This window comes from Azospirillum rugosum, assembly GCF_017876155.1.
GTDB classification, from domain to species: Bacteria; Pseudomonadota; Alphaproteobacteria; order Azospirillales; family Azospirillaceae; genus Azospirillum; species Azospirillum rugosum.
Map to the genome: position 1 here is coordinate 18,150 of NZ_JAGINP010000016.1, position 25,453 is coordinate 43,602.

21 protein-coding genes are annotated in these 25,453 nt (G+C 68.9%); 12 read left to right on the top strand and 9 right to left on the bottom strand.

All coding sequences use genetic code 11. The features are described from left to right. The first annotated feature begins 30 nt into the window (after positions 1–30). Positions 31–639: a class I SAM-dependent methyltransferase gene (locus tag J2851_RS20845; RefSeq protein WP_209768608.1), complete on the top strand. Its 609-nt coding sequence runs from the start codon at positions 31–33 to the stop codon at positions 637–639. 264 nt (positions 640–903) lie between these two features. Here J2851_RS20845 and J2851_RS20850 read toward each other — a convergent pair whose 3' ends face one another. After that, positions 904–1,665, bottom strand: coding sequence for an SDR family NAD(P)-dependent oxidoreductase (locus J2851_RS20850; protein ID WP_209768609.1), 762 nt, complete (start codon positions 1,663–1,665; stop codon positions 904–906). A gap of 119 nt (positions 1,666–1,784) precedes the next feature. Here J2851_RS20850 and J2851_RS20855 point away from each other — a divergent pair, with 119 nt between their 5' ends. Both J2851_RS20855 and gmk read left to right on the top strand, forming a co-directional pair. After that, on the top strand, positions 1,785–2,651 hold the full coding sequence (locus J2851_RS20855; protein WP_209768617.1) for a YicC/YloC family endoribonuclease: 867 nt from the start codon (positions 1,785–1,787) through the stop codon (positions 2,649–2,651). A 21-nt stretch (positions 2,652–2,672) separates the two neighbouring features. Then, positions 2,673–3,311, top strand: a complete 639-nt coding sequence (gene gmk / locus J2851_RS20860; protein ID WP_209768619.1) for a guanylate kinase — start codon at positions 2,673–2,675, stop codon at positions 3,309–3,311. 101 nt (positions 3,312–3,412) lie between these two features. Here the strand turns inward: gmk and rsmA are convergent, their stop codons facing one another. From rsmA to J2851_RS20880, 4 genes are all read right to left on the bottom strand, one after another. Then, the gene (rsmA, locus tag J2851_RS20865; protein WP_209768620.1) at positions 3,413–4,309 is read right to left on the bottom strand and encodes a 16S rRNA (adenine(1518)-N(6)/adenine(1519)-N(6))-dimethyltransferase RsmA; all 897 of its coding nucleotides are present in this window, start codon (positions 4,307–4,309) and stop codon (positions 3,413–3,415) included. A 31-nt stretch (positions 4,310–4,340) separates the two neighbouring features. Further along, positions 4,341–5,192: an alpha/beta fold hydrolase gene (locus J2851_RS20870; RefSeq protein WP_307420363.1), complete on the bottom strand. Its 852-nt coding sequence runs from the start codon at positions 5,190–5,192 to the stop codon at positions 4,341–4,343. Between the two features lie 32 nt (positions 5,193–5,224). Next, a complete protein-coding gene (locus J2851_RS20875) occupies positions 5,225–6,067 on the bottom strand; it encodes a lytic transglycosylase domain-containing protein (protein WP_307420365.1) in 843 nt (280 codons plus the stop codon). Between the two features lie 75 nt (positions 6,068–6,142). Next, entirely contained in the window at positions 6,143–6,655 is a 513-nt protein-coding gene (locus J2851_RS20880) for a hypothetical protein (RefSeq protein ID WP_307420367.1), read from the bottom strand. Positions 6,656–6,841: 186 nt separating this feature from the next. Between J2851_RS20880 and J2851_RS20885 the strand changes: the two genes are divergently transcribed. From J2851_RS20885 to J2851_RS20895, 3 genes are all read left to right on the top strand, one after another. Next, the gene (locus J2851_RS20885; protein WP_209768623.1) at positions 6,842–9,070 is read left to right on the top strand and encodes a hybrid sensor histidine kinase/response regulator; all 2,229 of its coding nucleotides are present in this window, start codon (positions 6,842–6,844) and stop codon (positions 9,068–9,070) included. A gap of 207 nt (positions 9,071–9,277) precedes the next feature. After that, the gene (locus J2851_RS20890) at positions 9,278–11,674 is read left to right on the top strand and encodes a penicillin acylase family protein (protein ID WP_209768625.1); all 2,397 of its coding nucleotides are present in this window, start codon (positions 9,278–9,280) and stop codon (positions 11,672–11,674) included. Then, positions 11,671–12,927, top strand: a complete 1,257-nt coding sequence (locus J2851_RS20895; RefSeq protein WP_209768627.1) for a threonine ammonia-lyase — start codon at positions 11,671–11,673, stop codon at positions 12,925–12,927. The genes J2851_RS20890 and J2851_RS20895 overlap by 4 nt, the downstream gene beginning before the upstream one ends. Before the next feature lie 8 nt (positions 12,928–12,935). Here the strand turns inward: J2851_RS20895 and J2851_RS20900 are convergent, their stop codons facing one another. Beyond that, positions 12,936–13,415 (bottom strand): flavin reductase family protein, encoded by a 480-nt coding sequence (locus tag J2851_RS20900; protein WP_209768629.1) that lies wholly within the window; start codon positions 13,413–13,415, stop codon positions 12,936–12,938. 193 nt (positions 13,416–13,608) lie between these two features. Between J2851_RS20900 and J2851_RS20905 the strand changes: the two genes are divergently transcribed. The 6 genes from J2851_RS20905 (at position 13,609) to J2851_RS20930 (ending at position 20,461) form a co-directional block, all read left to right on the top strand. Beyond that, positions 13,609–14,727 (top strand): flagellar motor protein MotB, encoded by a 1,119-nt coding sequence (locus J2851_RS20905; protein WP_209768630.1) that lies wholly within the window; start codon positions 13,609–13,611, stop codon positions 14,725–14,727. 162 nt (positions 14,728–14,889) lie between these two features. Beyond that, on the top strand, positions 14,890–16,380 hold the full coding sequence (locus tag J2851_RS20910; protein WP_209768631.1) for a circularly permuted type 2 ATP-grasp protein: 1,491 nt from the start codon (positions 14,890–14,892) through the stop codon (positions 16,378–16,380). After that, positions 16,377–17,354: an alpha-E domain-containing protein gene (locus tag J2851_RS20915; RefSeq protein ID WP_209768632.1), complete on the top strand. Its 978-nt coding sequence runs from the start codon at positions 16,377–16,379 to the stop codon at positions 17,352–17,354. Before J2851_RS20910 ends, J2851_RS20915 begins: the two co-directional genes overlap by 4 nt. 57 nt (positions 17,355–17,411) lie before the next feature. Further along, entirely contained in the window at positions 17,412–18,152 is a 741-nt protein-coding gene (locus J2851_RS20920; RefSeq protein ID WP_209768633.1) for an arginyltransferase, read from the top strand. 242 nt (positions 18,153–18,394) lie between these two features. Then, the gene (locus J2851_RS20925; protein WP_209768634.1) at positions 18,395–18,931 is read left to right on the top strand and encodes a TRAP transporter small permease subunit; all 537 of its coding nucleotides are present in this window, start codon (positions 18,395–18,397) and stop codon (positions 18,929–18,931) included. 18 nt (positions 18,932–18,949) lie between these two features. After that, entirely contained in the window at positions 18,950–20,461 is a 1,512-nt protein-coding gene (locus J2851_RS20930; protein ID WP_209768635.1) for a TRAP transporter large permease, read from the top strand. A gap of 325 nt (positions 20,462–20,786) precedes the next feature. On the opposite strand, the gene J2851_RS20935 is transcribed toward J2851_RS20930, so the two are convergent. The 3 genes from J2851_RS20935 to recO all read right to left on the bottom strand — a co-directional run bounded on the left by J2851_RS20935 (position 20,787) and on the right by recO (position 25,294). Further along, a complete protein-coding gene (locus tag J2851_RS20935; protein WP_209768636.1) occupies positions 20,787–21,884 on the bottom strand; it encodes a TRAP transporter substrate-binding protein in 1,098 nt (365 codons plus the stop codon). A gap of 409 nt (positions 21,885–22,293) precedes the next feature. Next, on the bottom strand, positions 22,294–24,552 hold the full coding sequence (gene parC / locus J2851_RS20940; RefSeq protein ID WP_209768637.1) for a DNA topoisomerase IV subunit A: 2,259 nt from the start codon (positions 24,550–24,552) through the stop codon (positions 22,294–22,296). A 19-nt stretch (positions 24,553–24,571) separates the two neighbouring features. Next, a complete protein-coding gene (gene recO, locus J2851_RS20945; RefSeq protein ID WP_209768638.1) occupies positions 24,572–25,294 on the bottom strand; it encodes a DNA repair protein RecO in 723 nt (240 codons plus the stop codon). Positions 25,295–25,453 lie beyond the last annotated feature (159 nt).

Here is a 25,453-nt window from a genome sequence, read left to right on the forward strand (position 1 = left end):
CGCTCAACAGCCAACGGCGAAAGGCCGACCATGACACCAACGGAAATCACCGTCGCCGAAAAGCAAAAAAGCGGCAAGACGCCGCCGGCCGCGTGGCTTTTCTTCCAGCGTTGGTTGGCAAATCCCCTGTCCATGGGCTCCGTTACACCGTCCTCCGGTGCCTTGTGCAAACTGATCCGTCAGCATGTCGTCTGCGGCCCCGACCAGATCGTCGTTGAATTCGGCGGCGGCACCGGCGCGATCACCAAGGCCCTGCTGCAATCCGGCATCCCCGGCGAGCGCATCTTCACCTTCGAGATCGACGACCACCTCAGCCACTTCCTGCGCGGCCACTACCCGGACGTGAACGTCATCCACGACGACTGCCGCAAGGCGGCGGACCGGCTCGGCCCCAACCTCGTCGGCAAGGTCGGCACGGTGGTCATCGGCATCCCCATGCTGAACCTGCCGATGCGCGTCCAGAAGGAGGTGGTCGAGGCCTGCTTCCGCATTCTTCCCGAGGGCGGACGCTTCGTGCTCTACACCTACGGCGTCGGCTCCCCCCTGAACCAGCGCGCGCTCGGCCTGAAAGGCAAGCGCCTGGGCTTCACCCCCCTGAACGTCCCACCCGCGTCGGTCTGGGGCTATTCCAAGGCGTAGCCGGACCGTTGGGTTCCGCTGCGCTTCACCCAACCTACGCCCCTACGCCCCCCGCCATCGCGACACCCGTAGGTTGGGTGGAGGCGAAGCCGCAACCCAACATCACTGGGACTGTTTTCCCGCATCGCAAAGTTCCTGCGTTGGGCCCCCACCCAACCCTCCCCCACTTCGCGGGGGAGGGCTTTCAGGGACGCGTGGCGGCAGTCCCCTCCCCCGTCGAAGATGGGGGAGGGTTAGGGTGGGGGCCCAACGCGACACCCCCCCTCACCCCTTCCGCGGCGCCTGCCGCAGCAGCGCGTCCGTCCACCTCGCCGGCAGCGCCGCCATCAGCCAGACCGCCGCAACCATCGGCCAGGGGAAGGAAATCCGGCCCCGGTTCCGCGCCAGACCGCGCCGGATGACCTGCGCCGCGCGGTCCGTCTCCATCAGGAAGGGCATGGGGAAGCGGTTCACCGCGGTCATGCGGCTCTTCACGAAGCCGGGGCAGATCACCGACACGCCGATCCCCTGCCCGGCCAGATCCCCGCGCAGCGATTCGCCGTAGACCCGCACCGCCGCCTTGCTGGCGCAGTAGGCCGGCGCTCCCGGCATGCCGCGGAAGCCGGCCAGCGACGCCATCAGCGCGATCTGCCCGCGCCGCCGCGCCTGCATACCCGGCAGCAGCGGGTGCACGGTGTTCAGGACGCCGTCCAGGTTCACCTGGAAGATGCGCCGCGCCTGCTCCTCGCTTTCCGTGCCGTTGCCCGTCCCGGCCGACACGCCGGCGTTGGCGATCACCAGATCCACCGGCGCCCGCCGGTCCAGCCCGGACAGCCAGTCCGCCATCGCCGCCCAGTCGGCCGCGTCGATCACCACGTCCTCGACCTCCGCCCCTAAACCCCGGCACCGTTCGGCCACCGCCGCCAGCCGCCCCGCGTCACGCCCGGTGAGCGCCAGCCGGACGCCCGGTGCCGCGTAGGCATAGGCCAGTTCCTCCCCGATGCCGCTCGACGCCCCGGTGATGACGATGGAGCGCGGATCGCGCATGTTCCCTCCCTCTCCTTAGCCTTGTTGCCTCGGCGTCGCGACGCTATAACTTGAGCCCCGAGATCCCACAAATTGTAGTCGAGGCTGTTTTGTCCGCCCAACGCCCCGCTGTATCCAGCATGACCGGCTTCGCACGCGTGGACGGACACGCCGACGGCTATTCCTGGACCTTTGAGGCGAAGAGCGTCAATGGGCGCAACCTCGACATCCGCTGCCGCCAGCCCACGGGCTTCGACACGCTGGAGGCCGCCGCCCGCGCGGAAATCCCCAAGCGGCTGGCCCGCGGCAGCGTCAACGTGAACCTGACCGTGAACCGCAGCCAGGCTGTGACGCAACTCCGCATCAACCGCGAGCTGCTGGCCCAGGTTCTGGAACTGGCGCGCGAGATCGAAGGCGCCGGGGCCGCCCCGCCGCGGCTCGATTCGCTGCTGTCCGTGCGCGGCATCATCGAACCGGTCGAGGAGGACGAGAGCGAGGCGCGGGAGCGCGTGGAGACGGCGCTGAAGGCCGACCTCGGCCGCCTGATCGACCAGCTCGCCGCCGCGCGCCTGTCCGAGGGCGCGCGACTCGTCACCGTCCTGAACGGCCACCTGGACGAGATCGAGCGGCTGGTCGCCGCCGCCTCGGCCTGCGCCAGCACCCAGCCGGAGGCGCTGCGCGACCGCCTGCGCAACCAGGTCGCCGCCCTGCTCGACGCGTCCCCCGCCCTGCCGGAGGAGCGGCTGGCCCAGGAGGCCGCCATCCTCATCGCCAAGGCCGACGTGCGGGAGGAGCTTGACCGCCTGCGCGCCCATATCCAGGCCGCCCGCGACATGCTGAAGGAGGGCGGCGCCATCGGCCGCCGCTTCGACTTCCTGTGCCAGGAGTTCAACCGCGAGGCCAACACGCTCTGCTCCAAGTCATCCGACGTCGAGCTGACCCGGATCGGCCTGTCGCTGAAGGCCTCCATCGAACAGCTGCGCGAGCAGGTCCAGAACATCGAATAAGTCAGACACGGCACCGCACCCATGATCGCCAAGCCCATTTCCAGGCGCGGCCTGATGCTCGTCCTGTCCTCCCCTTCCGGGGCGGGCAAGACCACCATCTCCCGACGCCTTCTGGACATCGACCCGAACATCACCATGTCGGTGTCAGTCACCACCCGGCCGATGCGCCCCGGCGAGAAGCCGGGCGTGGACTACTACTTCGTCGACATGCCGGAATTCGACCGCATGGCCGAGTCCGGCGACCTGCTGGAACACGCCCGCGTCTTCGGCAACTGCTACGGCACGCCGCGCAGCACGGTGGAGCAGGCGCTGGGCGCCGGCCGCGACGTCCTGTTCGACATCGACTGGCAGGGCACGCAGCAGCTCGCCGCCAACGCCCGCGCCGACCTCGTCAGCGTCTTCGTCCTGCCGCCCTCCGGCGCCGAGCTGGAACGCCGCCTGCACACCCGCGCCCAGGATTCGGCCGAGGTGATCGCCCAGCGCATGGCCAAGGCGTCGGACGAGATCAGCCACTGGGCCGAGTACGACTACGTCATCGTCAACAACGACGTGGACGAGAGCGTGGCCGCCGTGCAGGCCATCCTGCGCGCCGAACGCCTGCGCCGCACCCGCCAGGTCGGCCTTCCGGCCTTCGTGCAGAGCATCCAGGCGGCACTTTAATTCCCTCTCCCGTCCCGGGAGAGGGTGGCCGCTGAAAGCGGCCGGGTGAGGGTAGAACCAAGAATCAGCGCCGGATTCTCGCGCGACCCTCACCCTGCGCCTTACGGCGCTTCCCTCTCCCGGGGCGGGAGAGGGATGTTCGCCCGGTACGCCCGCGCCAGCGCCGCGAACTTCGCGACGCTCACCTCTTCCGCCCGCGCAGTCGGCTCGATGCCGGCCGCAGCCAGCAGGGCCTCGGCGTCGCCCAGGCTCTTCAGGCTCTGGCGCAGCATCTTGCGGCGCTGGCCGAAGGCGGCGGCGGTGACCTGCTCCAGCGCCTTCCACTCCGCCGGCTCCGGGTTGGCGCGCGGGGTCAGGTGCACGACGGTGGAGGCGACCTTCGGCGGCGGGGTGAAGGCTTTGGCCGGCAGGTTGAACAGCACCCGGGCGTCCGCCCGCCACTGCGTGATGACCGACAGGCGCCCATAGGCCTTGCTGCCCGGCTTGGCGACCAGCCGGTCGGCGACCTCCTTCTGGAACATCAGCGTCAGGCTGACGAACTCCTCGATCCGCGCCAACCAGCCGATCAGCAGCGGGGTCGCCACGTTGTAGGGCAGGTTCGCCACGATGGCACGCGGGGCGGGGGCGATTGCGATGGGATCGACCTCCAACGCGTCGCCCTCCACGATGGCGAGCCGCCCGTTCGCCGCCTGCACCACGTCCTGCAAGGCCTCGATGAAGCGGTGGTCGCGCTCGATGGCGATGACCTGACGCGCCTTGGTGGCGAGCAGGGCGCGGGTCAGCCCACCGGGGCCGGGCCCGACCTCCACCGCCGTCACGCCGGTCATGTCCCCGGCGGAGCGCGCGATGCGCCCCGTCAGGTTGAGGTCGAGCAGGAAGTTCTGCCCCAGCGCCTTGCGGGCGTCGAGCCCGAAGCGGGCGATCACCTCGCGCAGCGGCGGCAGTGCCTGCGGGTCGAACGGAGCGGCGGAGTCGTTGGTCGGGGCAGCGTCGGTCATGCCGACCTTATAAGGCCGCCAGTTTCAATCGTCACCCCTCCAGCAGGAAGCCGCGCACCGCCGCGATCTGGTCCTCGGTCATCAGGGCCGGGGCGTGGCCGGTGTTGGCGAACTCCACGACGCGCGCCCTGGGGCCGCGCCGGGTCATCTCCTCCGCCGTCTCGCGCAGCAGGATGTCCGACGTCGCCCCGCGCAGCACCAGCACCGGGCATTGGATGCGGTCCCAGAAGGCCCAGAGGTCGACGTCCTGCATCGGCTGCGCCTTGAACGCCTCCGCGATGCCGGGATCGTAGGCGAGGCCGTAGCGCCCGTCCGGCCGCGTCCGCGCGCTGTGCTCCGCCATGTGCCGCCACGCCTCGTCGGGCAGGCGGCCGAAGCCCATCAGGACGAAGCGCAGGTAGGACTCGACCGCGGCGATGTCCTCGAAAACCGGATCCTTGCCGACATAGTCGGCGATCCGCTGCAGCCCGATCTTGGAGACGAAGGGCCCGACGTCGTTGATGACCAGGCGGCGGATCGGGCTGTTCGGCTGCGCCGCCAGCATCAACCCGATCAGCCCGCCCATGGAGGTGCCGACCCAGTCCACCTGCTCGACGCCCAGCCGCGCGACCAGCGCCGCCATGTCCGCGCAATATTGCGGGTAGCCGTAGAGCGCCGGGTTGGCGAGCCACCCGCTCTTGCCGCGCCCGACCACGTCCGGGCAGGCCACCCGCCAGCCGTCGGCCAGATCCAGCGCCAGCGCGTCGAAGTCGCGCCCGTTGCGGGTCAGCCCATGCACGCAGACCGCCGTGCGCGGCGCGTCGTCGCGGCCCCACTGGGTGTAGGCCACCTTGTGGAAGCCGGCCGCGCTGAGGCCGAGAAAGCTGCGTTCGGACATCGGCACGGTGCGCGTCTCCCCTGTTCCTGAGCGGAAAATCAACCTTTGTTCGGCCGCGCCAGTTCGGCCGCCTGCCGGGTCACCAGCGGCGACGGCTCCGCCACGGCCGCGTCGAACGGGTGCCGCGGCGCGTCGTACAGGCGGCGGATGGCGCGCACGTAGTTCCGCGTCTCGTCGTAGGGCGGAACGCCCTTGTAGCGGTCCACGGCCCGTTCCCCCGCGTTGTAGCCGGCCAGCGCCAGCGTAACGTCCCCTTGGAAATAGGCCAAGAGCCAGCGCAGGTACTTGATGCCCCCCTTGATGTTTTCGGCGGGGCTGAAGACGTCGGCGACGCCGAACCGCTCCGCCGTGTCGGGGATCAGCTGCATCAGCCCGGCCGCCTCCTTCGGCGACACCGCGTCGGAGCGGTAGGCGCTCTCCACCTGGATCACCGCCAGCACCAGCGCGGGGTCGAGCCCGTATTTCGGCGCCTGCTCCCGCACCATGGCGACGATCTGCGGGGGCGGCGGCCCGATCTCCCGCAAAGGGGCGGCACCCGGCCGGCACCAGGGGCGGACATGCCCCATGCGGCCCGGCACATAGGCAACCAGCCGGCGCGCGTCCGGATGCCCGCGCGAGGCGGCGGCGCGCAGCCAGGCCGTGCCGACGCGCTGGTCACGCCGCACGCCCACGCCGAACAGGAAGTGGCGCGCGACCCGGTAGGCGGCTGCGGCGTCACCCTTCTCCGCGGCTTCGCAGTCGGCGGAGAAGGCCACCCGCTGCGCCGGGCCGCCCCGCGCCACGCCCGGCTTGGCCTTCGTCGCGGCCTCCCCGACGGCGGGCGCCGTCACCGCGACCAGACCGGCCAAAGCCCCAAGCAAGGCCAACGATAATGCGCGCACGGCCACCCCTAAGCGTCGGTTCGAGCCGGCAGCTATATGCGAGCCGTCCCCCGAATCGGCAAGCTTTCGGCCCAACTACCCCCTATTCGCCAGGCGCAGGGCCCACCCGCGCAGGTTCCGCAGCATGCCGTGCGCCGCGTCCTTCACCCGCGCGGCGAGGCGCTTGACCGCCACCCAGGGCGGCAGCGCGTTCAGCCAGTCGAGCCAGCGCACCACGCGGACGTAGCACCAGGCGAAGGCCGGGATGGTCAGCAGCTTGTCCCGGCTGATGCGGAACAACCGCTCCACCAGGGTGATCTTGATGATCTCGGCCGCCGCGATGATCGCCCCGCCCTCCAACGGATGGCCGGTGCCCATAAGGTAAAGCCCGACGGGCTTCAGCGGCTCCAGAACGACCAGGGGAACGACGAACAGCGCCAGCGTCGGGTAGGGGCCAAGGCGCCCGATCCAGGCGGCGATGCGCGCGACGATCTTCAGCCGGCCGATCCAGGCGGCGACGGGACGCAACGCCGCGAAGACCAGGGCGTCGACCAGAAAATACAGCACGGCCGCCACGGTCAGCAGCGGGCGCAGCAGTGCTTGCCTCACCCATTGTCCGGGCGTTCGGGGCATCGCTCCTCCGTTCAGTGTAGTCAATACGTCCTTCGGCCGCCGCCATGGTCCCGTTCGTCGGATTGGGCCGGTTCGGGAATTCCCCTATGTAACACTCCGGCGCTTCGACGTCCCCGGAGTCTTGCGCGCCGTCGTTCCCCGTCCTGATGGTGCTCACCCATCGTGCCTGGCCATTACGATCCGTTTCTCGTCGCCCTGTCCGTCGTCGTCGCTGCCTTCGGCGGGTATGTGGCGCTCGACCTCGCATCACACGCGCGGGAGGCGCGCAGCGGGCGCAACGCGTGGCTCGCCGCCGCCGCGGTCGCCCTGGGGGCCGGGATTTGGTCCATGCACTTCATCGGCATGCTGGCCTTCCGCGCGCCGGCCCCGGTGGCCTACGACCTTGCCCTGACGGCGCTGTCCTTCCTGCTGGCCGTCGGGGTGTCGGGGGCCGGACTGTTCGCCGTCGCCCGCGCCCCGCAGCGCCGCCTCGCCCTGGCGATGGCCGGCGCGCTGACCGGGCTCGGCATCGTGTCGATGCACTATGTCAGGATGGCCGGCATGCGCATGCCGGCGCGCATGACCTACGACCCGGCGCTGGTCGCGCTGTCGGTCGCCATCGCGCTGGCCGCCTCCACGGCGGCGCTCTGGCTCGCCTTCCGCACCGCCAGCCTGAGGCAGCGGCTGGCCGGCGCGCTGGTCCTGGGCTTCGCGGTGGTCAGCATGCACTACACCGGCATGGCCGCCGCCAGCTTCGGCGAGTCCCACGCCGCCACGCCGCACGAACCCCTCCCCGGCGAAACCGCGCTGTCCGATCCGCTGCTCGCCGTGGGGACCGGGGCGGCCACGCTGCTGATCCTGTCGCTGGCGCTCGCCTCCGCCCTTCTCGACCGGCGCCGCGAGGCGGAACGCGCGGCCGAGCAGGAGGCCCGCTACCGCTCCATCGTCGACACGGCGGTCGACCCCATCGTGGTGATCGACGAGACGGGCACCATCCAGTCCTTCAACCGCGCCGCGGTGACGACCTTCGGCTACACGGTGGAGGAGGCGGTGGGCGCCAACGTCCGCCTGCTGATGCCGGACGACCACCGCGACGCCCACGACGGCTTCCTCGCGCGCTACCGTGAGACGGGGGAGAAGCGGGTCATCGGCATCGGGCGGGAGGTCGAGGGGCGGCGCAAGGACGGCTCCACCTTTCCCCTGGAACTGTCGGTCGCCGAATGGCAGGGCGGGCGCAAGCGCTTCTTCACCGGCATCATGCGCGACATCACCGCCCGCAAGGCGGCGGAGTCCGCGCTGCGCCGCGCCAAGGAGGACGCGGAGCGCGCCGACCTCGCCAAGACCAAGTTCCTGGCGGCGGCGAGCCACGACCTGCGCCAGCCGCTGCAATCGCTGTTCTTCTTCGCCCACGCCCTGTCCGACCGGCTGCACGGGCACCCCGCCTCGCCCCTGCTGGCGAGCATGAGCGAGTCCCTGACCGGCCTGCGCCTGCTGCTCGACAGCCTCCTGGACGTGTCGCGGCTCGACGCCGGGGTGGTCAACCCCGCGGTGACGCAGTTCGCGCTCGGCGCCCTGCTGGAGCGGCTGGCCAACGAATACCGACCGCGCGCCGCCGAGGCCGGGATCGAGCTGCGCTATCGGCCGACCAGCGGCTGGACGGTCAGCGACCCGGCGCTGCTGGAACGCATCCTGCGCAACATCATCGAGAACGCGATCCGCTACACCGAACGCGGCCGCATCGTCATCGGCTGCCGCCGGGTCGGTGCGACCCTGCGGATCGAGGTGCTGGACACCGGCATCGGCATCCCCGCCGACGAGCAGAAGGCGATCTTCGAGGAGTTCACGCAGCTCGCCAACCCGGAACGCGACCGGCGCAAGGGCCTGGGCCTCGGCCTCGCCATCGTGCGGCGTCTGGCCGGCTTGCTCGACCACAGCCTGTCCCTGCGGTCGGAGCCGGGGCGCGGCAGCGCCTTCTGCATCGCCGTCCCGTCCGTCGCCTCCCGCCCCGTGCCGAAGACCTGCCGGCCCAACGGGCAGCCGGCGAACAGCAAGGGCCTCGTGGTGCTGGTGGACGACGACGCCATCATCCTGCTCAGCATGCGCACCATGCTGGAGGGCTGGGGCTACGAGGTTGTCGCCGCCATGTCGGCGGACGAGGCCATCGGCACGCTGACCAGCCTGGGCCAGACGCCGAGCATGATCGTCGCCGACTACCGCCTGCGCGAAGGGCGGACCGGCCTCCAGGCCATCCGCGACATCTTCGGCGTCTGCGGCATCCGCGTGCCCGCCCTGGTCCTGACCGGCGACACCGACCCCGCCCGCATCGCCGAGGTGCAGCAGAGCGGCTACCGCGTCCTGCACAAGCCGGTGTCCGCCGCCGTCCTGCGCGACGCCCTGTCCTCCGCGGCGTAGGCGCCACGCGCATTGCACACCATGTGTTAGCGGGAGGTGGTCGCGTCGGGCCCCCCTCCCAACCTCCCCCCACTTCGCGGGGGGAGGGGCTTGTCCGCGGAGCGGCGGCAGTCCCCTCCCCCGTCGAAGATGGGGGAGGGTTAGGGTGGGGGCCCAGCGCAACCACTCCACCACGCGCCGCAACACCCCCCGGGAACCGGAGCCCGCATGATCCGCCGCGTCCTCGTCGTCGTGCTCGCCGTGCTGGCTTTGGTCGTCCTGGTTCCGGCCGTCGGCGCGGGCGGCTTCCTGCTGTGGATGCGGGAGCAGGCGCCGGCCTACAGCGGCAGCGCCTCCGTGCCCGGCCTGGACCGCCCGGTGGAGATCCTGCGCGACCGCCACGCCATTCCCCACATCTTCGCCGCCACCGAACGCGACGCCTATTTCGCGCTGGGCTATGTCCACGCCCAGGACCGGCTGTGGCAGATGGAAACCATGCGCCGCGGCGGCGCCGGCCGCCTGTCGGAGCTGGTCGGCACCCGCTTCGGCGACTGGGCGCTGCGCCTCGACCGCTCCATGCGCACGCTCGGCGTCTACCGCCGGGCGGAGGCGATCTACGAGGACATGCCGCCGGACGTGCGCGGCGCCTTCGACTCCTACGCGGCCGGCGTGAACGCCTGGCTGGAGACGCACACGGAGGCGCTGCCCATCGAATTCCAGCTGCTCCGCCACACGCCGGAGCCCTGGCGCCCCGCCGACAGCGTCGTGTGGGGCAAGCTGATGGCCTTGCAACTGTCCGGCAACATGTACGACGAGCTGTTCCGCGCCCGCGCGCTGCAAAGCCTGTCGCCGCAGCAGGTGCAGGACCTCTTCCCCGCCGACCCTCCCGGCGCGCCGGTCACCCTGGCAGCCGAGTTGCAGGGAATGGACCTCAAGCGCGCCCTGGCCGCCCTGCCCGACCTCGGCTTCGACACCGCCTCCAACGAATGGGTGTTGACCGGCAAGCGCACGACGACCGGCAAGCCGATCCTCGCCAACGACCCGCACCTGGGGCTGGAGGCGCCGATCCTCTGGTACCTCGCGCGCATCGACACGCCCAACCACAGCGTCGCCGGCGCCACGATCCCCGGCGTACCGCTGACCATCCTGGGGCACAACCGCACCGTCGCCTGGGGCTTCACCACCACCCACAGCGACACAGAGGACCTGTTCATCGAGAAGATCGACCCGCAGGACCCCACCCGCTACATCACCCCGGACGGACCAAAGCCCTTCGACACCCGCACCGAGACGATCAAGGTCGCCGGCCAGCCGGACGAGACTCTGACCGTGCGCGAGACGCGGCACGGCCCCGTGCTCACCTCTCCCGACCTGGCCGGCGTCGCGCCGGAGGGGCATGTGCTGGCGCTGGCCTTCCCCGGCCTGACCGCGCGCGACACCTCGCCGGAGGCGCTGTACCGGCTGAACCACGCCGCCGACGCCGAGGCGGTGCGCGAGGCGTTGTTCCTGCACGTCGCCCCGCAGCAGAACGTCGTCTACGCCGACACCGGCGGCACGGTCGGCTTCCTGTCCCCGGCGCTGGTGCCGGTGCGGCGGGCGGGCGACGGGCGGGTGCCGGTGCCGGGCTGGACCGGGGAATACGACTGGGTCGGCTACATCCCCTTCGACGCGCTGCCCCAGGCGATCGACCCGCCCGCGGGGCAGTTCGTCAACGCCAACAACGCGGTGGTCGGCCCCAACTACCCCTACCTGCTCGGCAGCGACTGGCCCGACCCGGCGCGCGCCCAGCGGATCGGGCAGATGCTGGAGAAGGACCGCTTCTCGGTCGAGGACGTCGTCTCCCAGCAGATGGACACGCTGTCGCTGCCGGCGCGCGAGCTGCTTCCCCTCCTGTTGACCGTCCCGCCGGACGGCAAGCAGATGGCCGAAGCCCTGGACCTCTTGAAGGGCTGGGACGGCCGCATGGTCCGCGACCGGCCGGAGCCGCTGATCTTCGACTGGTGGCAGCGGGAGCTGGTGCGCACCCTGTTCGCCGACAAGCTCGGCACCCTGTTCCTGCCCTATTGGGACCTGCGCCCGCGCGCCGTCCAGCATGTGCTGACGGAGGCGCCGCAGTGGTGCGACGACATCACCACCCCCGCCAAGGAAAGCTGCGCGGTGGCGCTGGCCGGGGCGCTGAAATCGGCGCTGGCCCAGATCGAACGCCGGCACGGACCCACGATGGCATCCTGGCGCTGGGGCAACGAGCACAAGGCCGACCTGACCCACCGCCTGCTCGGCCGCATCCCGCTGCTGAACCAGATGTTCGACCTGACCATCGAGACGGACGGCGGCGCCTTCACCGTCAACCGCGGCACGACCCGCGTGCGCGACCCCCAGAACCCCTTCGCCCATGTGCACGGGGCCGGGCTGCGGGCGGTCTACGACCTGTCCGACCTCGACAACTCCCGCTTCATGATCGCCACCGGTCAGTCGGGCAACCCCTTCTCGCCCCACTGGGGCGACCTTGTGAGCCGCTGGCGCGACGGCGGGACGCTGCGCCTGTCCGGCGACCGCGGCGCGCTGGCCGCCGACGGCGCCCGGCTTTTCACCCTCGTTCCCCGCGACCCTGGAAAATCGTCATGAGCACGCCGTCTTCCAACACTGTGGCCGACTCCGCCCCGCTTGCCATCTCCATCGATGACGTGCGCGCCGCCGCCGACCGCCTCCGCGGCCTGCTTCCGGTCACCCCCGCGGAAGCCTCGCCGCGCCTGTCGGAGCTGGCCGGCTGCACCATCGTCCTGAAGCTGGAGAACCAGCACTACACCGGCTCCTTCAAGGAACGCGGGGCGCTGAACAAGCTGCTGTCGCTGGGCGAGGCGGAGCGGCGGGCCGGGGTGATCGCCATGTCCGCCGGCAACCACGCCCAGGCCGTGGCCTGCCACGCCAGCCGGCTCGGCATCCGTTCCACCATCGTCATGCCCAGCTTCACCCCCTTCACCAAGGTGGAGCGGACGGAGGCGCTGGGCGCCCGCGTGGAGCTGCACGGCGACACGCTCAGCGACGCGGCGGCCTACGCCCAGGACCTCGCGGCAAAGGAGGGGTTGACCTTCGTGCACCCCTACGACGATCCCCTGATCGCCGCCGGCCAGGGCACCGCGGCGCTGGAGTTCCTGGAGGCCGCGCCCGACCTCGACGTCCTGGTCGTCCCCATCGGCGGCGGCGGGCTGATCGGCGGCATGGCGGTGGCGGCCAAGGCGCTGAAGCCGGGCATCCAGGTGATCGGCGTGCAGTGCGCCATGTACCCGGCGATGCGCCAGGCGCTGGCCGGGCAGGACATCGCCTGCGGCGGCGCCACCATCGCGGAGGGCATCGCGGTCAAGGCGCCGGGCGCGGTCACCCTGCCGCTGGTCCGCCGCTGCGTGGACGACGTGGTCATGGTCGGCGAGCCGCGCCTGGAGGAGGCCGTCTACCGCCTCGCCACGCTCCAGAAGCTGGTCGCCGAGGGGGCCGGCGCCGCGGCGCTCGCCGCCGTGCTGGACGACCCGGCGCGCTTTTCCGGGAAGAAGGTCGGCGTCGTCGTGTCCGGCGGCAACATCGACGCCCGCATCCTGGCCCAGGTGCTGATGCGCGGCCTCGTCGACGAGGGGCGCATGGTGCGCCTGCGCATCGGCATCACCGACGCGCCCGGCGCGCTGGCCCGCGTCGCCCGCCTGCTGGGCGAAGCCGGCGCCAACATCGTGGAGGTGCACCACCAGCGCCTGTTCCACAACGTGCCCGTGCGCATGGCGGAGATCGACGTCGTGCTGGAGACGCGCGACCGCAACCATGTCCAGCAGCTGATCGCCCGGATGCAGGACTCCGGCTTCCCGACGGAGCTGATGACGGAGATTTCGTAAGGTCGCCCTTACGCGAGCTTCTGATACCCGCCGCGGAAATACAGGAGCGGCTGGCCGCTCTCCGACCCCTTCAACCGACGGACACGGCCGACGATGATCACGTGGTCGCCGCCGTCGTAGAGGTGTTCCCGGTCGCATTCCAGGTTGGCGAGGCAGCCCGTGAGGATCGGCACGCCGGTGTCCCAGCGCTCCACGCCCAGCCCCTCCCAGCGCTCCTGCAGGTCGCGGCGGGAGAAGCGCGCCGACAGCTCCGCCTGGTCCTCCGCCAGGATGTTCACGGCGAAGGACGGGGCGGTCGTGAAGGCCTCGAACGACATGGCCGCGCGGCCCAGGCAGAACTGCACCAGCGGCGGCTCCAGCGACACCGACGAGAAGGAGTTCACGGTCACGCCGATCTTCTCCCCGTCCGGGGCGATGGTGGTGACGACGGCGATGCCGGTGGCGAAGCATCCGAGGGCGTTGCGGTAGGCCCGAGAATCAAAAGTCATGGCGGCCTTTGTTCGGCTCGACGAAAGGGCGGTTGCCGGGGCTTAACCCAGCCGGCCCGCCGGCGCAAGCCGGAACTGCCGCGGCAAAAGTCCCCGGCGACCCGGCGTACGCTCCGCTCCATTAAATGGATCTTAAGGATGAGGGACCAACCTTCGGACGCTCGACGAATCCACAAGGTCCGACCCGCCCGCCATGTCCGCGAACCCCGGCGGCACCGAACAGCCGATCATCATCAAGAAGAAGAAGGGCGGGCACGGCGGCCATCACGGCGGCGCGTGGAAGGTGGCCTACGCCGACTTCGTGACGGCGATGATGGCCTTCTTCCTGCTGCTGTGGCTGCTGAACGTCACCACCTCGGACCAGCGCAAGGGCATCGCCGACTATTTCTCGCCCGCAGCGGTCAGCCGGGAGCAGTCGGGCTCCGGCGGCATGCTGGGCGGCCGCACCATCACCGCGCCGGGCGCGCAGATGTCGCCCTCCTCCCCCATGTCGGCCGACGTGCCCGTCTCCGGCCCGCCCGGCTACGCGACGCAGGACGGCGACGAGTCCGCCGACCCGACCGAAGCGGCGTCCAACCAGTCGTCCTCCCCGACGGAGCAGAAGCCCAACGAGTCGCGGATGGACTACCAGAAGCGGCTGGAGGAGCAGGCCAAGCAGCTGGGCATCCCCGGCCAGAAGCCGGGGGAGAAGCTGTCCGACTTCGCCGACCGCGTGAAGGAGGGCGGCGAGAAGCTGGTGGAGGCCCAGAAGGAGGCCCGGCAGTTCCAGCAAGCGGCCACGGAGATCCGCCAGGCCATCCAGTCCGTGCCGGAGCTGGAGCCGCTGGCCCAGAACATGATGATCGACCAGACGCCGGAAGGCCTGCGCATCCAGATCGTCGACCAGGACCGCGTGTCGATGTTCCCCGGCGGCTCCGGCCAGATGTACCCGCAGACCCGGCAGCTGGTCATGCAGGTGGCCAAGGCGCTGGCGAAGCTGCCCAACAAGCTGTCGATCAGCGGCCACACCGACGGCACGCCCTTCCCCTCCGGCTCGGGGCGCGACAACTGGGACCTCTCGGCGGAGCGCGCCAACGCCACGCGCCGCGCGCTCGTCCAGGGCGGCATCGCGGAGGACCGCATCCAGGAGGTGACCGGCCGCGCCGACCGCGACCTGCTGGTCCCCGACCAGCCCGGCAGCCCGCGAAACCGCCGCATCAGCATGGTCCTGATGCGCGAATCCCAAACCGGCGCCGCCTCCCCCGCGACCGGCGGGGCGTCCGCTGCACCGGCTGATACCAAAGCCGCAACGCCGCCGGCACCTAAGCGTTAGCTTCTTTCTTTCCGCTATACCACTTCTTGTTCTGTCATTGCGTCGCACAACGCCCGGAACGTTTGCCCCTGTTCAAAACGCGAAACGTTGGTCCATACTTCCTCTCGGACACCATTGCCATTCGGCATCGGTCAATTGAGAGCAGAAGCTGCGGGGGAGTCTGTGAGCGTACCCGAGGGCAAACCGACCGACCTTCTGTCATCCTACGATCCGGGCCTGTACCACGACGAGCTGTTCGGCGGCCGTGACCGCCCGGCCGATCACGCGGCGCTGATACGGCAGCGGCTGGCCGGGCTGAATTTCGAGGAGCTGCTGCGGCGCTCCCAGGACGCCGAACGGGAGTTGTACAACCTCGGCATCACCTTCCTGGTCTATTCGAACAAGGACGCGGTGGACCGCATCCTGCCGTTCGACATCATTCCCCGGGTCATCTCGGCCAAGGAATGGGCGCATCTGGAGGCCGGGATCAACCAGCGCGTCGCCGCGCTGAACCTGTTCCTCCACGACATCTACCACGACCAGAAGATCCTGAAGGACGGGGTGGTCCCGGCGGACCTGGTGCTGGGCAACAACTGCTTCCGGCCGCAGATGGTCGGGCTGGACGTGCCCTTCGACACCTACATCCACATCATGGGCGTGGATCTGGTGCGCGACCGCGAGGGCACCTTCCGCGTGCTGGAGGACAACGGGCGCGTGCCGTCCGGCGTGTCCTACGTGGTGGAAAACCGCCACATGATGCAGCGCGTCTTCCCCGACCTGATGCAGGACATCGGCATCCGCCCGGTGGACAACTACGGCCACAAGCTGCTGGACGCGATGATGGAGATCGCGCCGCAGGACGTGGGCGATCCCCAGGTCGTGCTGCTGTCGCCGGGCTCCTACAACTCGGCCTATTTCGAGCACATCTTCCTGGCGCGCGAGATGGGCGTGCCGCTGGTCGAGGGCCGCGACCTGGTGGTCGAGAACGACCGCGTCTACATGAAGACGACCAACGGGCTGGCGCGGGTGGACTCGATCTACCGCCGCATCGACGACGCCTTCCTCGACCCCAAGGCCTTCAACCCCGACAGCATGCTGGGCGTGCCCGGCATCCTGGAGGCCTACCGCAAGGGCAACGTGGCGCTCGCCAACGCCATCGGCACCGGTGTCGCCGACGACAAGGCGATCTACTGCTACGTGCCGCGGATGATCAAATACTACCTGGACCAGGACGCGATCATCCCCAACGTCGACACGCGCATCTGCCGCGAGGCGGATTCGCTCCGGTACACGCTGGACAACCTGGACAAGCTGGTGGTCAAGCCGGTCGGCGAGGCCGGCGGCTACGGCATCACAATCGGCCCCCGCGCCAGCAAGGAGCAGCTGGCGGAATGCCGGGACAAGCTGCTGGCCGACCCGGCGAACTACATCAGCCAGCCGGTCGTCGACCTGTCGGTCTGCCCCACCGTGACGGAGGACGGGATCGAGCCGCGCCACGTCGACCTCCGCCCCTTCGCCATCACCGGCAAGAACACCTGGGTCCTGCCCGGCGGCCTGACCCGCGTCGCGCTGAAGAAGGGCACGCTGATCGTCAACTCGTCGCAGGGCGGCGGCTCGAAGGACACCTGGGTTCTCCAGGATGGTGTCGGGGTTCAGGAAGGGGGCGCGTCGTGAATCTTCTGGCCCGTTACGCCGAGTGCATCTTCTGGATGGCCCGCTATATGGAGCGGGCGGAGAACCTCGCCCGCATCCTGGACGTGCACGAGACCTTCGCCCGCGACACGCGCGGCATGACGAACTGGTTCTCCATCGTCCAGCTGAACGCCGACGAGAAGGACTTCTTCAGCCGCCACGACCGGCCGACGGCCGAAGCGGTGGTGCGCTACTACATGTTCGACACCCAGCACCCGAACTCGCTGGTGTCGATGCTGCGCATGGCGCGTGAGAACGCGCGCGTCCTGCGCCCCTGGATCTCGACCGAGATGTGGACGCAGATAAACGTGTTCCACAACAAGCTGGTGGAGATGAGCGGCAAGGACGTACCCATTCCCAACCTGTCCAAGGTCTGCACCTGGATCAAGGAGGAATGCCAGACCCACACCGGCATTACCGAGGGCACCTTCTACCGGGACCAGGGCTGGTATTTCTACCAATTGGGCAAGTACATCGAGCGGGCCGACCAGACGACTCGGCTGCTCGACATCAAGTACCACACGCTGCTGCCCTCCCCGCTCGACATCGGCTCGACCCTGGACATGAGCCAGTGGACCACCGTGCTGCGGTCGGCCGCCGGCTATCACGCCTTCCGGCGTGTCTACCCGCGGGGCATGACGCCCACCACGGTCGCCGGCTTCATGATGTACAACGAAGGTTTCCCGCGATCGGTTGTGATGTGTGTGCGACAGATCGACGGCCTCTTGACCCGCATGAAGTCGCGCTACACCTTGCGCGGTGGCAGCGAGGCGATGGAGAAGGTGGACGAACTGCTGGGTGCGCTGTTGGCGCGTCCGATCGAGGAGGTGATCCACGGCGGCCTGCACGAGTATCTGGACTGGGTGCAGGGCCAGCTGAACGGCATCACCAACGAGATCGGGCTTGCATTCTTCGGCCGGGAACCCGTCGCAGCCACCCAAATCCAGAGCCAATAGGCCCCAAAGCCAATAGGCTGCCAAGCCAACAGGCCCAGACCCCAACAGCCGGTTTCCATGTCGGTCATCCAGCCGCAGCACCGCCCGCTCCAGCAGTTCTTCCGGTCCGGGCCGATGCCCTGCCCCTATCTGCCCGGGCGGGTGGAGCGGAAGCTGTTCACCCGGCTGTTGGGTCCCTATTCGGCGGAGGTCAACTCCACCCTGTCCCGCGCGGGCTTCCGCCGCAGCCACGACATCGTCTACCGCCCGGTCTGCCCGAACTGCCAGGCCTGCGTGCCGGTGCGCATTCCCGTGGCGACCTTCGAGGCGAGCCGGTCGCAGAAGCGCGTGGCCCGCATCAACCAGGATCTCCGTCTCAACGAGGCGCCGGCCGTCGCCACGGGGGAGCAGTACCGGCTGTTCGCCACCTACCAGAATTCCCGCCACGGCGAGTCCGACATGGCCCGCATGGCCATGGCCGATTTCGCCGCGATGATCGACGAGGGGCGCGCCGACACCAGCCTGTTCGAAGCCCGCGACGCGCACGGCCGGCTGGTCGGCTGCATGCTGACGGACCGGCTGACCGACGGCTTCTCCGCCGTCTACAGCTTCTACGACGCGCGGCAGGACCGGCGCAGCCTGGGCACCCACATGATCCTGAGCCTGATCGAGCGCGCCCAGGCGGAGGGGCTCCCCTACGTCTACCTGGGCTACTGGATCGAGCAGAGCCGCAAAATGGCCTACAAGGCAAAGTTTCGCCCGCTGGAGGCCCTTGGCCGCGATGGTTGGTACCGGCTGCCCGAAGACGCGAACCGCTGAGCGTTTAGCCACCGATCGGGCGGGCTTTTCGCTCGCTCTTATTGCGGCAATCCCGTAAGTACCCTTCCAAGCTCTTGCAAAATGCTAGTCGCCTGCGGAATATTGCCGCAGACGACACCCATTGGTGTTACCTTTTAAGATTGGGCCATCGTCGTCGGCGCGCCGCCTACGGCTTCGGTCAACGGACAACAAAAAGGGACAGAGCGGGGCGCGCCCCGCTTCTTGCACAGGGAGGCTCTCCGTTGAGGTTCCTGCTCCGAATCAGCGGGCTCATCGATGCTGTCAACGACGGAATCGGCAAGCTCGTCTACTGGCTGGTGCTGGCCGCCGTCGTGGTCAGCTCCGTCAACGCGGTGGTCCGCTACAGCATCAACTACAGCTCGAACGCGTGGCTGGAGCTGCAGTGGTACCTGTTCGCCGCCATTTTCCTGTTGTGCTCGGGCTACACGTTCCTGCGCAACGAACACATCCGCATCGACATCATTCTCGGCCGCTTTTCCAAGCGGGTCCAGGCGGCGGTCGACATCTTTGGCATCCTCGTTTTCCTGTTCCCGATGGCGATCCTGATCATGTGGCTGTCCTGGCCCATGTTCCGCGACAGCTTCGTCACCAACGAGATGTCGAGCGACGCCGGCGGGCTGATCCGCTGGCCGGCCAAGCTTCTGGTTCCCGTCGGCTTCTTCCTGCTCACCGCGCAGGGCCTGTCGGAGCTGATCAAGCGCATCGCCTTCCTCGCCGGGGTCATCGACCAGCCGGGCGAGAAGATGCACAGCCACTAAAGCACCGGGAACCCGACCATGGCTGAATTCCTCGTCGCCAACATGGCGCCACTGATGTTCGTGGCGCTGATCTTCTTCCTTCTGATGGGCTTCCCGGTCGCCTTCGCGCTGGCCGCCAACGGCCTCCTGTTCGGCCTGATCGGGGTGGAGCTTGGGCTGTTGACCCCGGCGCTGTTCCAGGCTCTGCCGGAACGCGTGTTCGGCATCATGCGCAACGACACGTTGCTGGCGATCCCCTTCTTCACCTTCATGGGCCTGATCCTCGAACGATCCGGCATGGCGGAGGACCTGCTCGACACCATCGGGCAGCTGTTCGGCCCCCTGCGCGGCGGTCTGGCCTACGCGGTGATCTTCGTCGGCGCCCTGCTCGCCGCGACGACCGGCGTGGTCGCCGCGTCGGTCATCTCCATGGGCCTGATCTCGCTGCCGATCATGCTGCGCTACGGCTATGACCGGCGGCTGGCGTCGGGCGTCATCGCGGCGTCGGGCACGCTGGCCCAGATCATCCCGCCGTCGCTGGTGCTGATCGTTCTGGCCGACCAGCTCGGCCGCTCGGTCGGCGACATGTACGCCGGCGCCCTGGTCCCGGGCCTGGTGCTGACCGGCCTGTACACCGGCTACATCCTGATCACGACCATCGTGCGGCCCGACTTCGCGCCGGCCCTGCCGCCGGAAGCGCGCAGTTTGCGCGGCTTCAAGCTGCTGCTGCGCGTGCTGACCTCGCTGGTGCCGCCGCTGGTGCTGATCTTCCTGGTGCTGGGCACCATCTTCCTCGGCGTCGCGACACCGACGGAAGGCGGCGCCATGGGTGCCGCGGGGGCCATCCTGCTGGCGCTGGCCAAGCGGAAGCTGGGGCTGAGCCTGCTGCGGCAGGCGATGGACACGACGGCCAAGCTGTCGTCCTTCGTGATCTTCATCCTGATCGGCTCGACCGTGTTCGGCCTCGTCTTCCGCGCGGTGAACGGCGACCTGTGGGTGGAGCACCTGCTGACCAGCCTGCCGGGTGGCGAGCTGGGCTTCCTGATCGTCGTCAACCTGATGGTCTTCCTGCTGGCCTTCTTCCTCGACTTCTTCGAGCTGGCCTTCATCATCGTGCCGCTGCTCGGGCCGGTCGCGGAAAAGCTGGGCATCGACCTGATCTGGTTCGGCGTGCTGCTGGGCGTGAACATGCAGACCTCCTTCATGCACCCGCCCTTCGGCTTCGCCCTGTTCTTCCTGCGCAGCGTCGCGCCGCGCGAGGATTACAAGGACAAGATCACCGGCAAGATCATCGCGAAGATCACCACCGGCCAGATCTACTGGGGTGCGGTGCCCTTCGTCTGCATCCAGCTGATCATGGTGGCGTTGGTCATCATCTTCCCCGAGCTGGTCTTCTCCGGCCTGGACCGCGGCGAGAAGATCGACCTCGACAAGGTGAAGATCGAGATCCCGCAGTTCGACACCAACGAACCGCCCCCGCCCTTCGGCACGCCCGACCAGCCGGCCGACGATCCGAACGCGGACATCATGAAGCAGTTGCAGGGCAAGTAAACGCAGCCAAAGCCCCTCTCCCGCCCCCGGCGGGAGAGGGAGGGACCCACGAAGTGGCAGCCCTTCGTAGGTTGGGTGGAGGCGTAGCCGAAACCCAACATTGCCGGCATCGCGACGTGTGTCGGGTTCCGCTGGCGCTCCACCCAACCTACGCATCGAACGGAGACTTCGTAGGTTGGGTGGAGGCGTAGCCGAAACCCAACATCGCCGGCATCGCGACGTGTGTTGGGTTCCGCTGGCGCTCCACCCAACCTACGGATCCACAAATCCCGGTCCGGCAACAAAAAAGCCCCGCTTTCGCGGGGCTTTTTCTTGTGCAGCCTTCTCAGCCCTTCGTCTTGGGCGGCGGGGCGCCGAAGACGAAGTTGTCGAAGGTGTTTTCGGCGACGCGGAACCACAGGTATTCCTCGTCGCGGAACTTGCGCCACTGCTCGTAGACCTTCTTGAACTTCTCGTTCCGGGCGGCCTCTTCCTCATAGACCTCGAAGCTCGCTTGGTAGCAGGCTTGCAGCATCTCGCGCGGGAAGGGCTTCAGGATGGTGCCGGCGCCGACCAGCCGCTTCAGGGCGCGCATGTTTTGGACGTCGTACTTGCCGAGCATGTCCAGCGTGGCGTCGGAGCAGGCGGCCTCGAAAACCGCCTTGTAGTGCTTCGGCAGCTGTTCCCACTGCGGCAGGCTGACCAGCATCGACACCTGCGGGCCGCCTTCCCACCAGCCGGGGTAGTAGTAGTACTTGGCGACCTTGTTGAAGCCCAGCTTCTCGTCGTCGTAGGGGCCGACGAACTCGGCGGCGTCGATGGTGCCCTTTTCAAGCGCCGGGTAGATGTCGCCGCCGGCGATCTGCTGCGGCACGACGCCCAGCTTGGTCAGGATGGTGCCGGCGTAGCCGCCGATGCGGAACTTAAGGCCCTTCAGGTCCTCAATGGTCTTCAGCTCCTTGCGAAACCAGCCACCCATCTGCGTGCCGGTGTTGCCGGCGCCGAACTGGATGATGTTGTAGCCCTTGTAGAACTCCCGCATCAGGTCCATGCCGCCGCCGTGGGTCATCCAGGCGTTCTGCTGGCGGGCGTTCAGGCCGAAGGGCATCGCCGAATCGAAGGCGAAGGTCGGGTCCTTGCCGACATAGTAGTAGGAGACGGTGTGGCCGCACTCCACGGTGCCGTCCTTGACGGCGTCGAGCACCTGCAGGCCGGGCACGATCTCGCCGGCGGCGAAGGTGCGGATCTGGAACTTGCCGTCCGTCATTTCGGCGACGCGCTTGCCGACGAACTCGGCACCACCATAGATGGTGTCCAGGCTCTTCGGGAAGCTGGAGGCGCAGCGCCACTTGATCTCGGGGTTGCTCTGCGCGATGGCCGGGGCGGCCAGGGTGCTGGCGGCGACACCGACACCGGCGGTGGTCAGGAATGCACGGCGTTTCATCAAAGTCTCCCTGAGTCCCTTCCTTGGAGCGCCCGTGCACGCCGTCGTTCCGGCCCCCGAACGGGAGCCCGGCCTGCAAGGCGGGAAGGTGTTGCGTGAGTGATTGGCAGCGCCAGGGCGCCCATTACCGCGTGGGCTACGGCCGACGCATAACGGTCTCGTTTGCCGGTGCGCGGTCACACGGAGTGGCGGAGCCCATGCGTTTGCCTCCCTGCGGTCCGGAGCTTGGCCATTCCGGGGTAACCCCAGGGACAAACCGCTCCGGCTCCATTTGATGGAACGACTATGCCGGAAACGCGGGTCAGAGTTCAAGTCAAAGCATGGCTTGGCCGTCGCGGAATCGAAATTTTGTGCGCGAACAAGCGTCGAAAGTGAAACGGGAGGCCGAAGCCTCCCGTTCCCTTGTGCGTCAGGTGAAGCGGTTCACCTTGGGGAAGCCGTTGGGCGGCATCTTGCCGACACCGGCCCGGTTGCCGAGCCAGCCGGTCAGGTTGGTCACGTTGAACTGCCGCTCGCCGTGCTTCCAGCTCAGGCCCTCGGCCAGGGTGAAGACCTTCAGGTCGGACAGGCTGCCGTCCTTGTACTTCTGCAGCTGCACGCCCTTGCCGCGCGCCATCACCGGCACCTGGTCCAGCGGGAAGACCAGCAGCAGGCGGTTGTTGCCGATGACCGCGACGTGGTCGCCTTCCGCCGGGATGCAGATCTTGGCTTCCTTGTTGTCGTCCGGGTTCAGCACCTGCTTGCCGGCGCGGGTCTGGGCGACGACCTCCGTCTCCTCGACCTGGAAGCCGCGCCCGTCCTCCGACGCGACCAGCAGCTTGCGGCCGGGCTGGTGCTTGAACAGCGCGAGGATGTCCACGTCGTTGCCAAGCTCGATCATCAGCCGCACCGGCTCGCCGAAGCCGCGGCCGCGCGGCAGCTTGTCGGCCGACAGCGTGTAGAACTTGCCGTTGGTGCCGAAGACCAGCAGCTTGTCGGTCGTCTCGCAATGGACCCAGAAGCCCTCCGCGTCGCCGTCCTTGTACTTCACGTCGGCGCGCTCGGCCTCGTTCAGGTGGTTGCGCACCGCGCGGATCCAGCCCTTCTTGGAGCAGAGCACGGTCAGCGCCTCGCGCTCCACCATGGCGTCGACGGGGATGTCGATCACCGCGGCGGCCTCGGCCACCTGGGTGCGGCGGTCCTCGCCGAAGCGCTTGCGCGTCTCCTCCGTCTCCTTGCCGATGGACTTCCAGCGCAGGGACTCGTCCGCCAGCAGCTCGACCAGCCCCGCCTTCTCGGCGCTGAGCTTCTCGTTCTCCTTGCGGATTTCCATCTCCTCCAGCCGGCGCAGGTTGCGCAACCGCATGTTGAGGATGGCTTCCGCCTGCACCTCGGTCAGCCCGAAGGCGCGCATCAGCTCCGGCTTTGGCTCGTCGGCCTCGCGGATGATACGGATGACCTCGTCCAGGTTCAGGAAGGCGATGAGGTAGCCGCCCAGCACCTCCAGCCGGTGGTCGATCTGCGCCAGCCGGTGGCGGCTGCGGCGGACCAGCACCTCGTGCCGGTGGTCGAGGAAGGCGTCCAGCACCTCGAACAGGTTCATCACGCGCGGGACGTTGTCCTTGTCCAGCACGTTCATGTTCATGGCGAAGCGGATCTCCAGGTCGGTCGCCTGGAACAGCGAGGCCATCAGGACCTCGGGGTCGACGTTGCGGCTCTTGGGCACCAGCACCAGTCGGACATCCTCCGCCGACTCGTCGCGCACGTCTTCCAGCAGCAGCAGCTTCCGGTTGGCCAGCAGCTCCGCGATCTTCTCGACCAGCCGGGCCTTCTGCACCTGGTAGGGCATCTCGGTGACGACGACCTGCCAGGTCCCCTGGCCGAGCTTCTCCACCTCCCACTTGGCGCGCAGGCGGAACGATCCGCGTCCGGTTCGATACGCTTCGACAACGTTCGCCCGCGGCTCCACCAGCACGCCGCCGGTGGGGAAGTCGGGGCCGGAGATCAGCGTGACCAGATCCTCGATCTTCGTCGGCGCCGGCTTCTCCTTGCCGGCGAGAACCGCCTTCACGCAGTCCTGCTTGTATTTCAGGACCAGCCGCAGGGCGGAGCAGATCTGGGCGACGTTGTGCGGCGGGATGTTGGTCGCCATGCCCACGGCGATGCCGCTGGAGCCGTTGGCCAGCAGGTTGGGGAAGTTGGCCGGCAGCACCGCCGGCTCCTCCCCGTCGCCGTCGTAGGTCGCCCGGAAATCGACGGCGTCCTCGTCGATGCCCTCCAGCAGGGCCTTGGCGACCTCGGTCAGGCGGGCTTCCGTGTACCGCATGGCCGCGGCGTTGTCGCCGTCGATGTTGCCGAAGTTGCCCTGCCCGTCGATCAGCGGGTAGCGCACGGCGAAGTCCTGCGCCAGGCGGACCAGCGCGTCGTAGACCGCGGTGTCGCCGTGCGGGTGGAACTTGCCGATCACGTCGCCGACGACGCGGGCCGACTTCTTCGGCGGCGTCGACGGGTCCAGCCGCAGCTGGCTCATGGCGAAGAGCAGCCGCCGGTGCACCGGCTTCAGGCCGTCGCGCACGTCGGGCAGCGACCGCGCCATGATCGTGGACAGGGCGTAGCTCAGGTACCGCTCGCTGAGGGCTTCGCGGAGCGGCTTGTCCGAAATGTCGAGGACGGGGTCTTGGGACGTCATGCCTTTTCTACTACCAAATCTAGCTGCGGCGCGCCACCGCGTTCGCGTAACGTTCTCTTAATCGTTCACGGGCCGGCGGCACGGGGCCGCTCAGCACGTGGCGTTCCAGGAAGTGGCCGGTCAGCCGCAAGCCCTCCTCCACCTCGCGCGGGCCGCCGCCGCTGAGGCCGATCAGGAAGCCCGGCAGGGGCAGCAGCCGGTCGCGGTACGGCTCGCCGACGGCCGCCGACACGGCGCGGCCGGTCCGCGGGCTGACATAGGCCAGATAGTCGTTGGTGCCGGTCACTGCGCAGCGGTCGAGGTCCAGCCCGAAGCCCAGCTCGCCCAGCAGCCCGACCTCCCACCGCACGTAGGTCTCGGCCCAGGCGTCGGTGCCCAGCAGGCCGAACAGGGCCAGCAGGCCGTCGAACAGGGCGGTGTGCGGCTCATGCTCCGGGATCGCCGCCTCGACCAGCGCGCAGGCGGCGGTCAGCGCGGCCAGCCGCAGCGGGTCGTCCAGGAAGGCCGCTGCGTAGCCGTGCGCCGTCTCCAGCGAGAAGTTGCCGAGATGCTCGGGCAGCCGGCCGCGCCAGCGCGCCGCGACCAGCGTGCCGGGTTCCAGACTGCCGCGCTGCCGACTGGACCGGCCGCCCATCACCATCCCGGCGTGGCGCCCGTGCTCCCGCGTCAGCAGGCTGGCGACCGCCGACGTTTCGCCATGGGGGCGCGTCGACAGCACGATGCCCTGATCGGACCATTCCATGCCCATGCTCTACCAAGTTGTCCGCGGGCCCGCAATTCGTCCGACGGTTCCCGGCGGCCGCCGCCTGCGCGTCAAAGACGTTTCGTCGGCGCGGAAGAAAGTTCGTAAGGGCACGAACTTCACCTCTCCTTCACCATTCCGGCACTATGGTGGCCGCCG

Bases quoted from the DNA above. Each gene is read 5' to 3' on its own strand.
- J2851_RS20845 (WP_209768608.1), top strand. From the start codon at position 31: ATGACACCAACGGAAATCACCGTCGCCGAAAAGCAAAAAAGCGGCAAG.
- recO (WP_209768638.1), bottom strand. From the start codon at position 25,294: ATGGAATGGTCCGATCAGGGCATCGTGCTGTCGACGCGCCCCCATGGC.
- J2851_RS20895 (WP_209768627.1), top strand. From the start codon at position 11,671: ATGAGCACGCCGTCTTCCAACACTGTGGCCGACTCCGCCCCGCTTGCC.
- J2851_RS20905 (WP_209768630.1), top strand. From the start codon at position 13,609: ATGTCCGCGAACCCCGGCGGCACCGAACAGCCGATCATCATCAAGAAG.
- J2851_RS20890 (WP_209768625.1), top strand. From the start codon at position 9,278: ATGATCCGCCGCGTCCTCGTCGTCGTGCTCGCCGTGCTGGCTTTGGTC.
- J2851_RS20935 (WP_209768636.1), bottom strand. From the start codon at position 21,884: ATGAAACGCCGTGCATTCCTGACCACCGCCGGTGTCGGTGTCGCCGCC.
- J2851_RS20900 (WP_209768629.1), bottom strand. From the start codon at position 13,415: ATGACTTTTGATTCTCGGGCCTACCGCAACGCCCTCGGATGCTTCGCC.
- gmk (WP_209768619.1), top strand. From the start codon at position 2,673: ATGATCGCCAAGCCCATTTCCAGGCGCGGCCTGATGCTCGTCCTGTCC.
- J2851_RS20855 (WP_209768617.1), top strand. From the start codon at position 1,785: ATGACCGGCTTCGCACGCGTGGACGGACACGCCGACGGCTATTCCTGG.
- J2851_RS20920 (WP_209768633.1), top strand. From the start codon at position 17,412: ATGTCGGTCATCCAGCCGCAGCACCGCCCGCTCCAGCAGTTCTTCCGG.
- rsmA (WP_209768620.1), bottom strand. From the start codon at position 4,309: ATGACCGACGCTGCCCCGACCAACGACTCCGCCGCTCCGTTCGACCCG.
- J2851_RS20850 (WP_209768609.1), bottom strand. From the start codon at position 1,665: ATGCGCGATCCGCGCTCCATCGTCATCACCGGGGCGTCGAGCGGCATC.
- parC (WP_209768637.1), bottom strand. From the start codon at position 24,552: ATGACGTCCCAAGACCCCGTCCTCGACATTTCGGACAAGCCGCTCCGC.
- J2851_RS20930 (WP_209768635.1), top strand. From the start codon at position 18,950: ATGGCTGAATTCCTCGTCGCCAACATGGCGCCACTGATGTTCGTGGCG.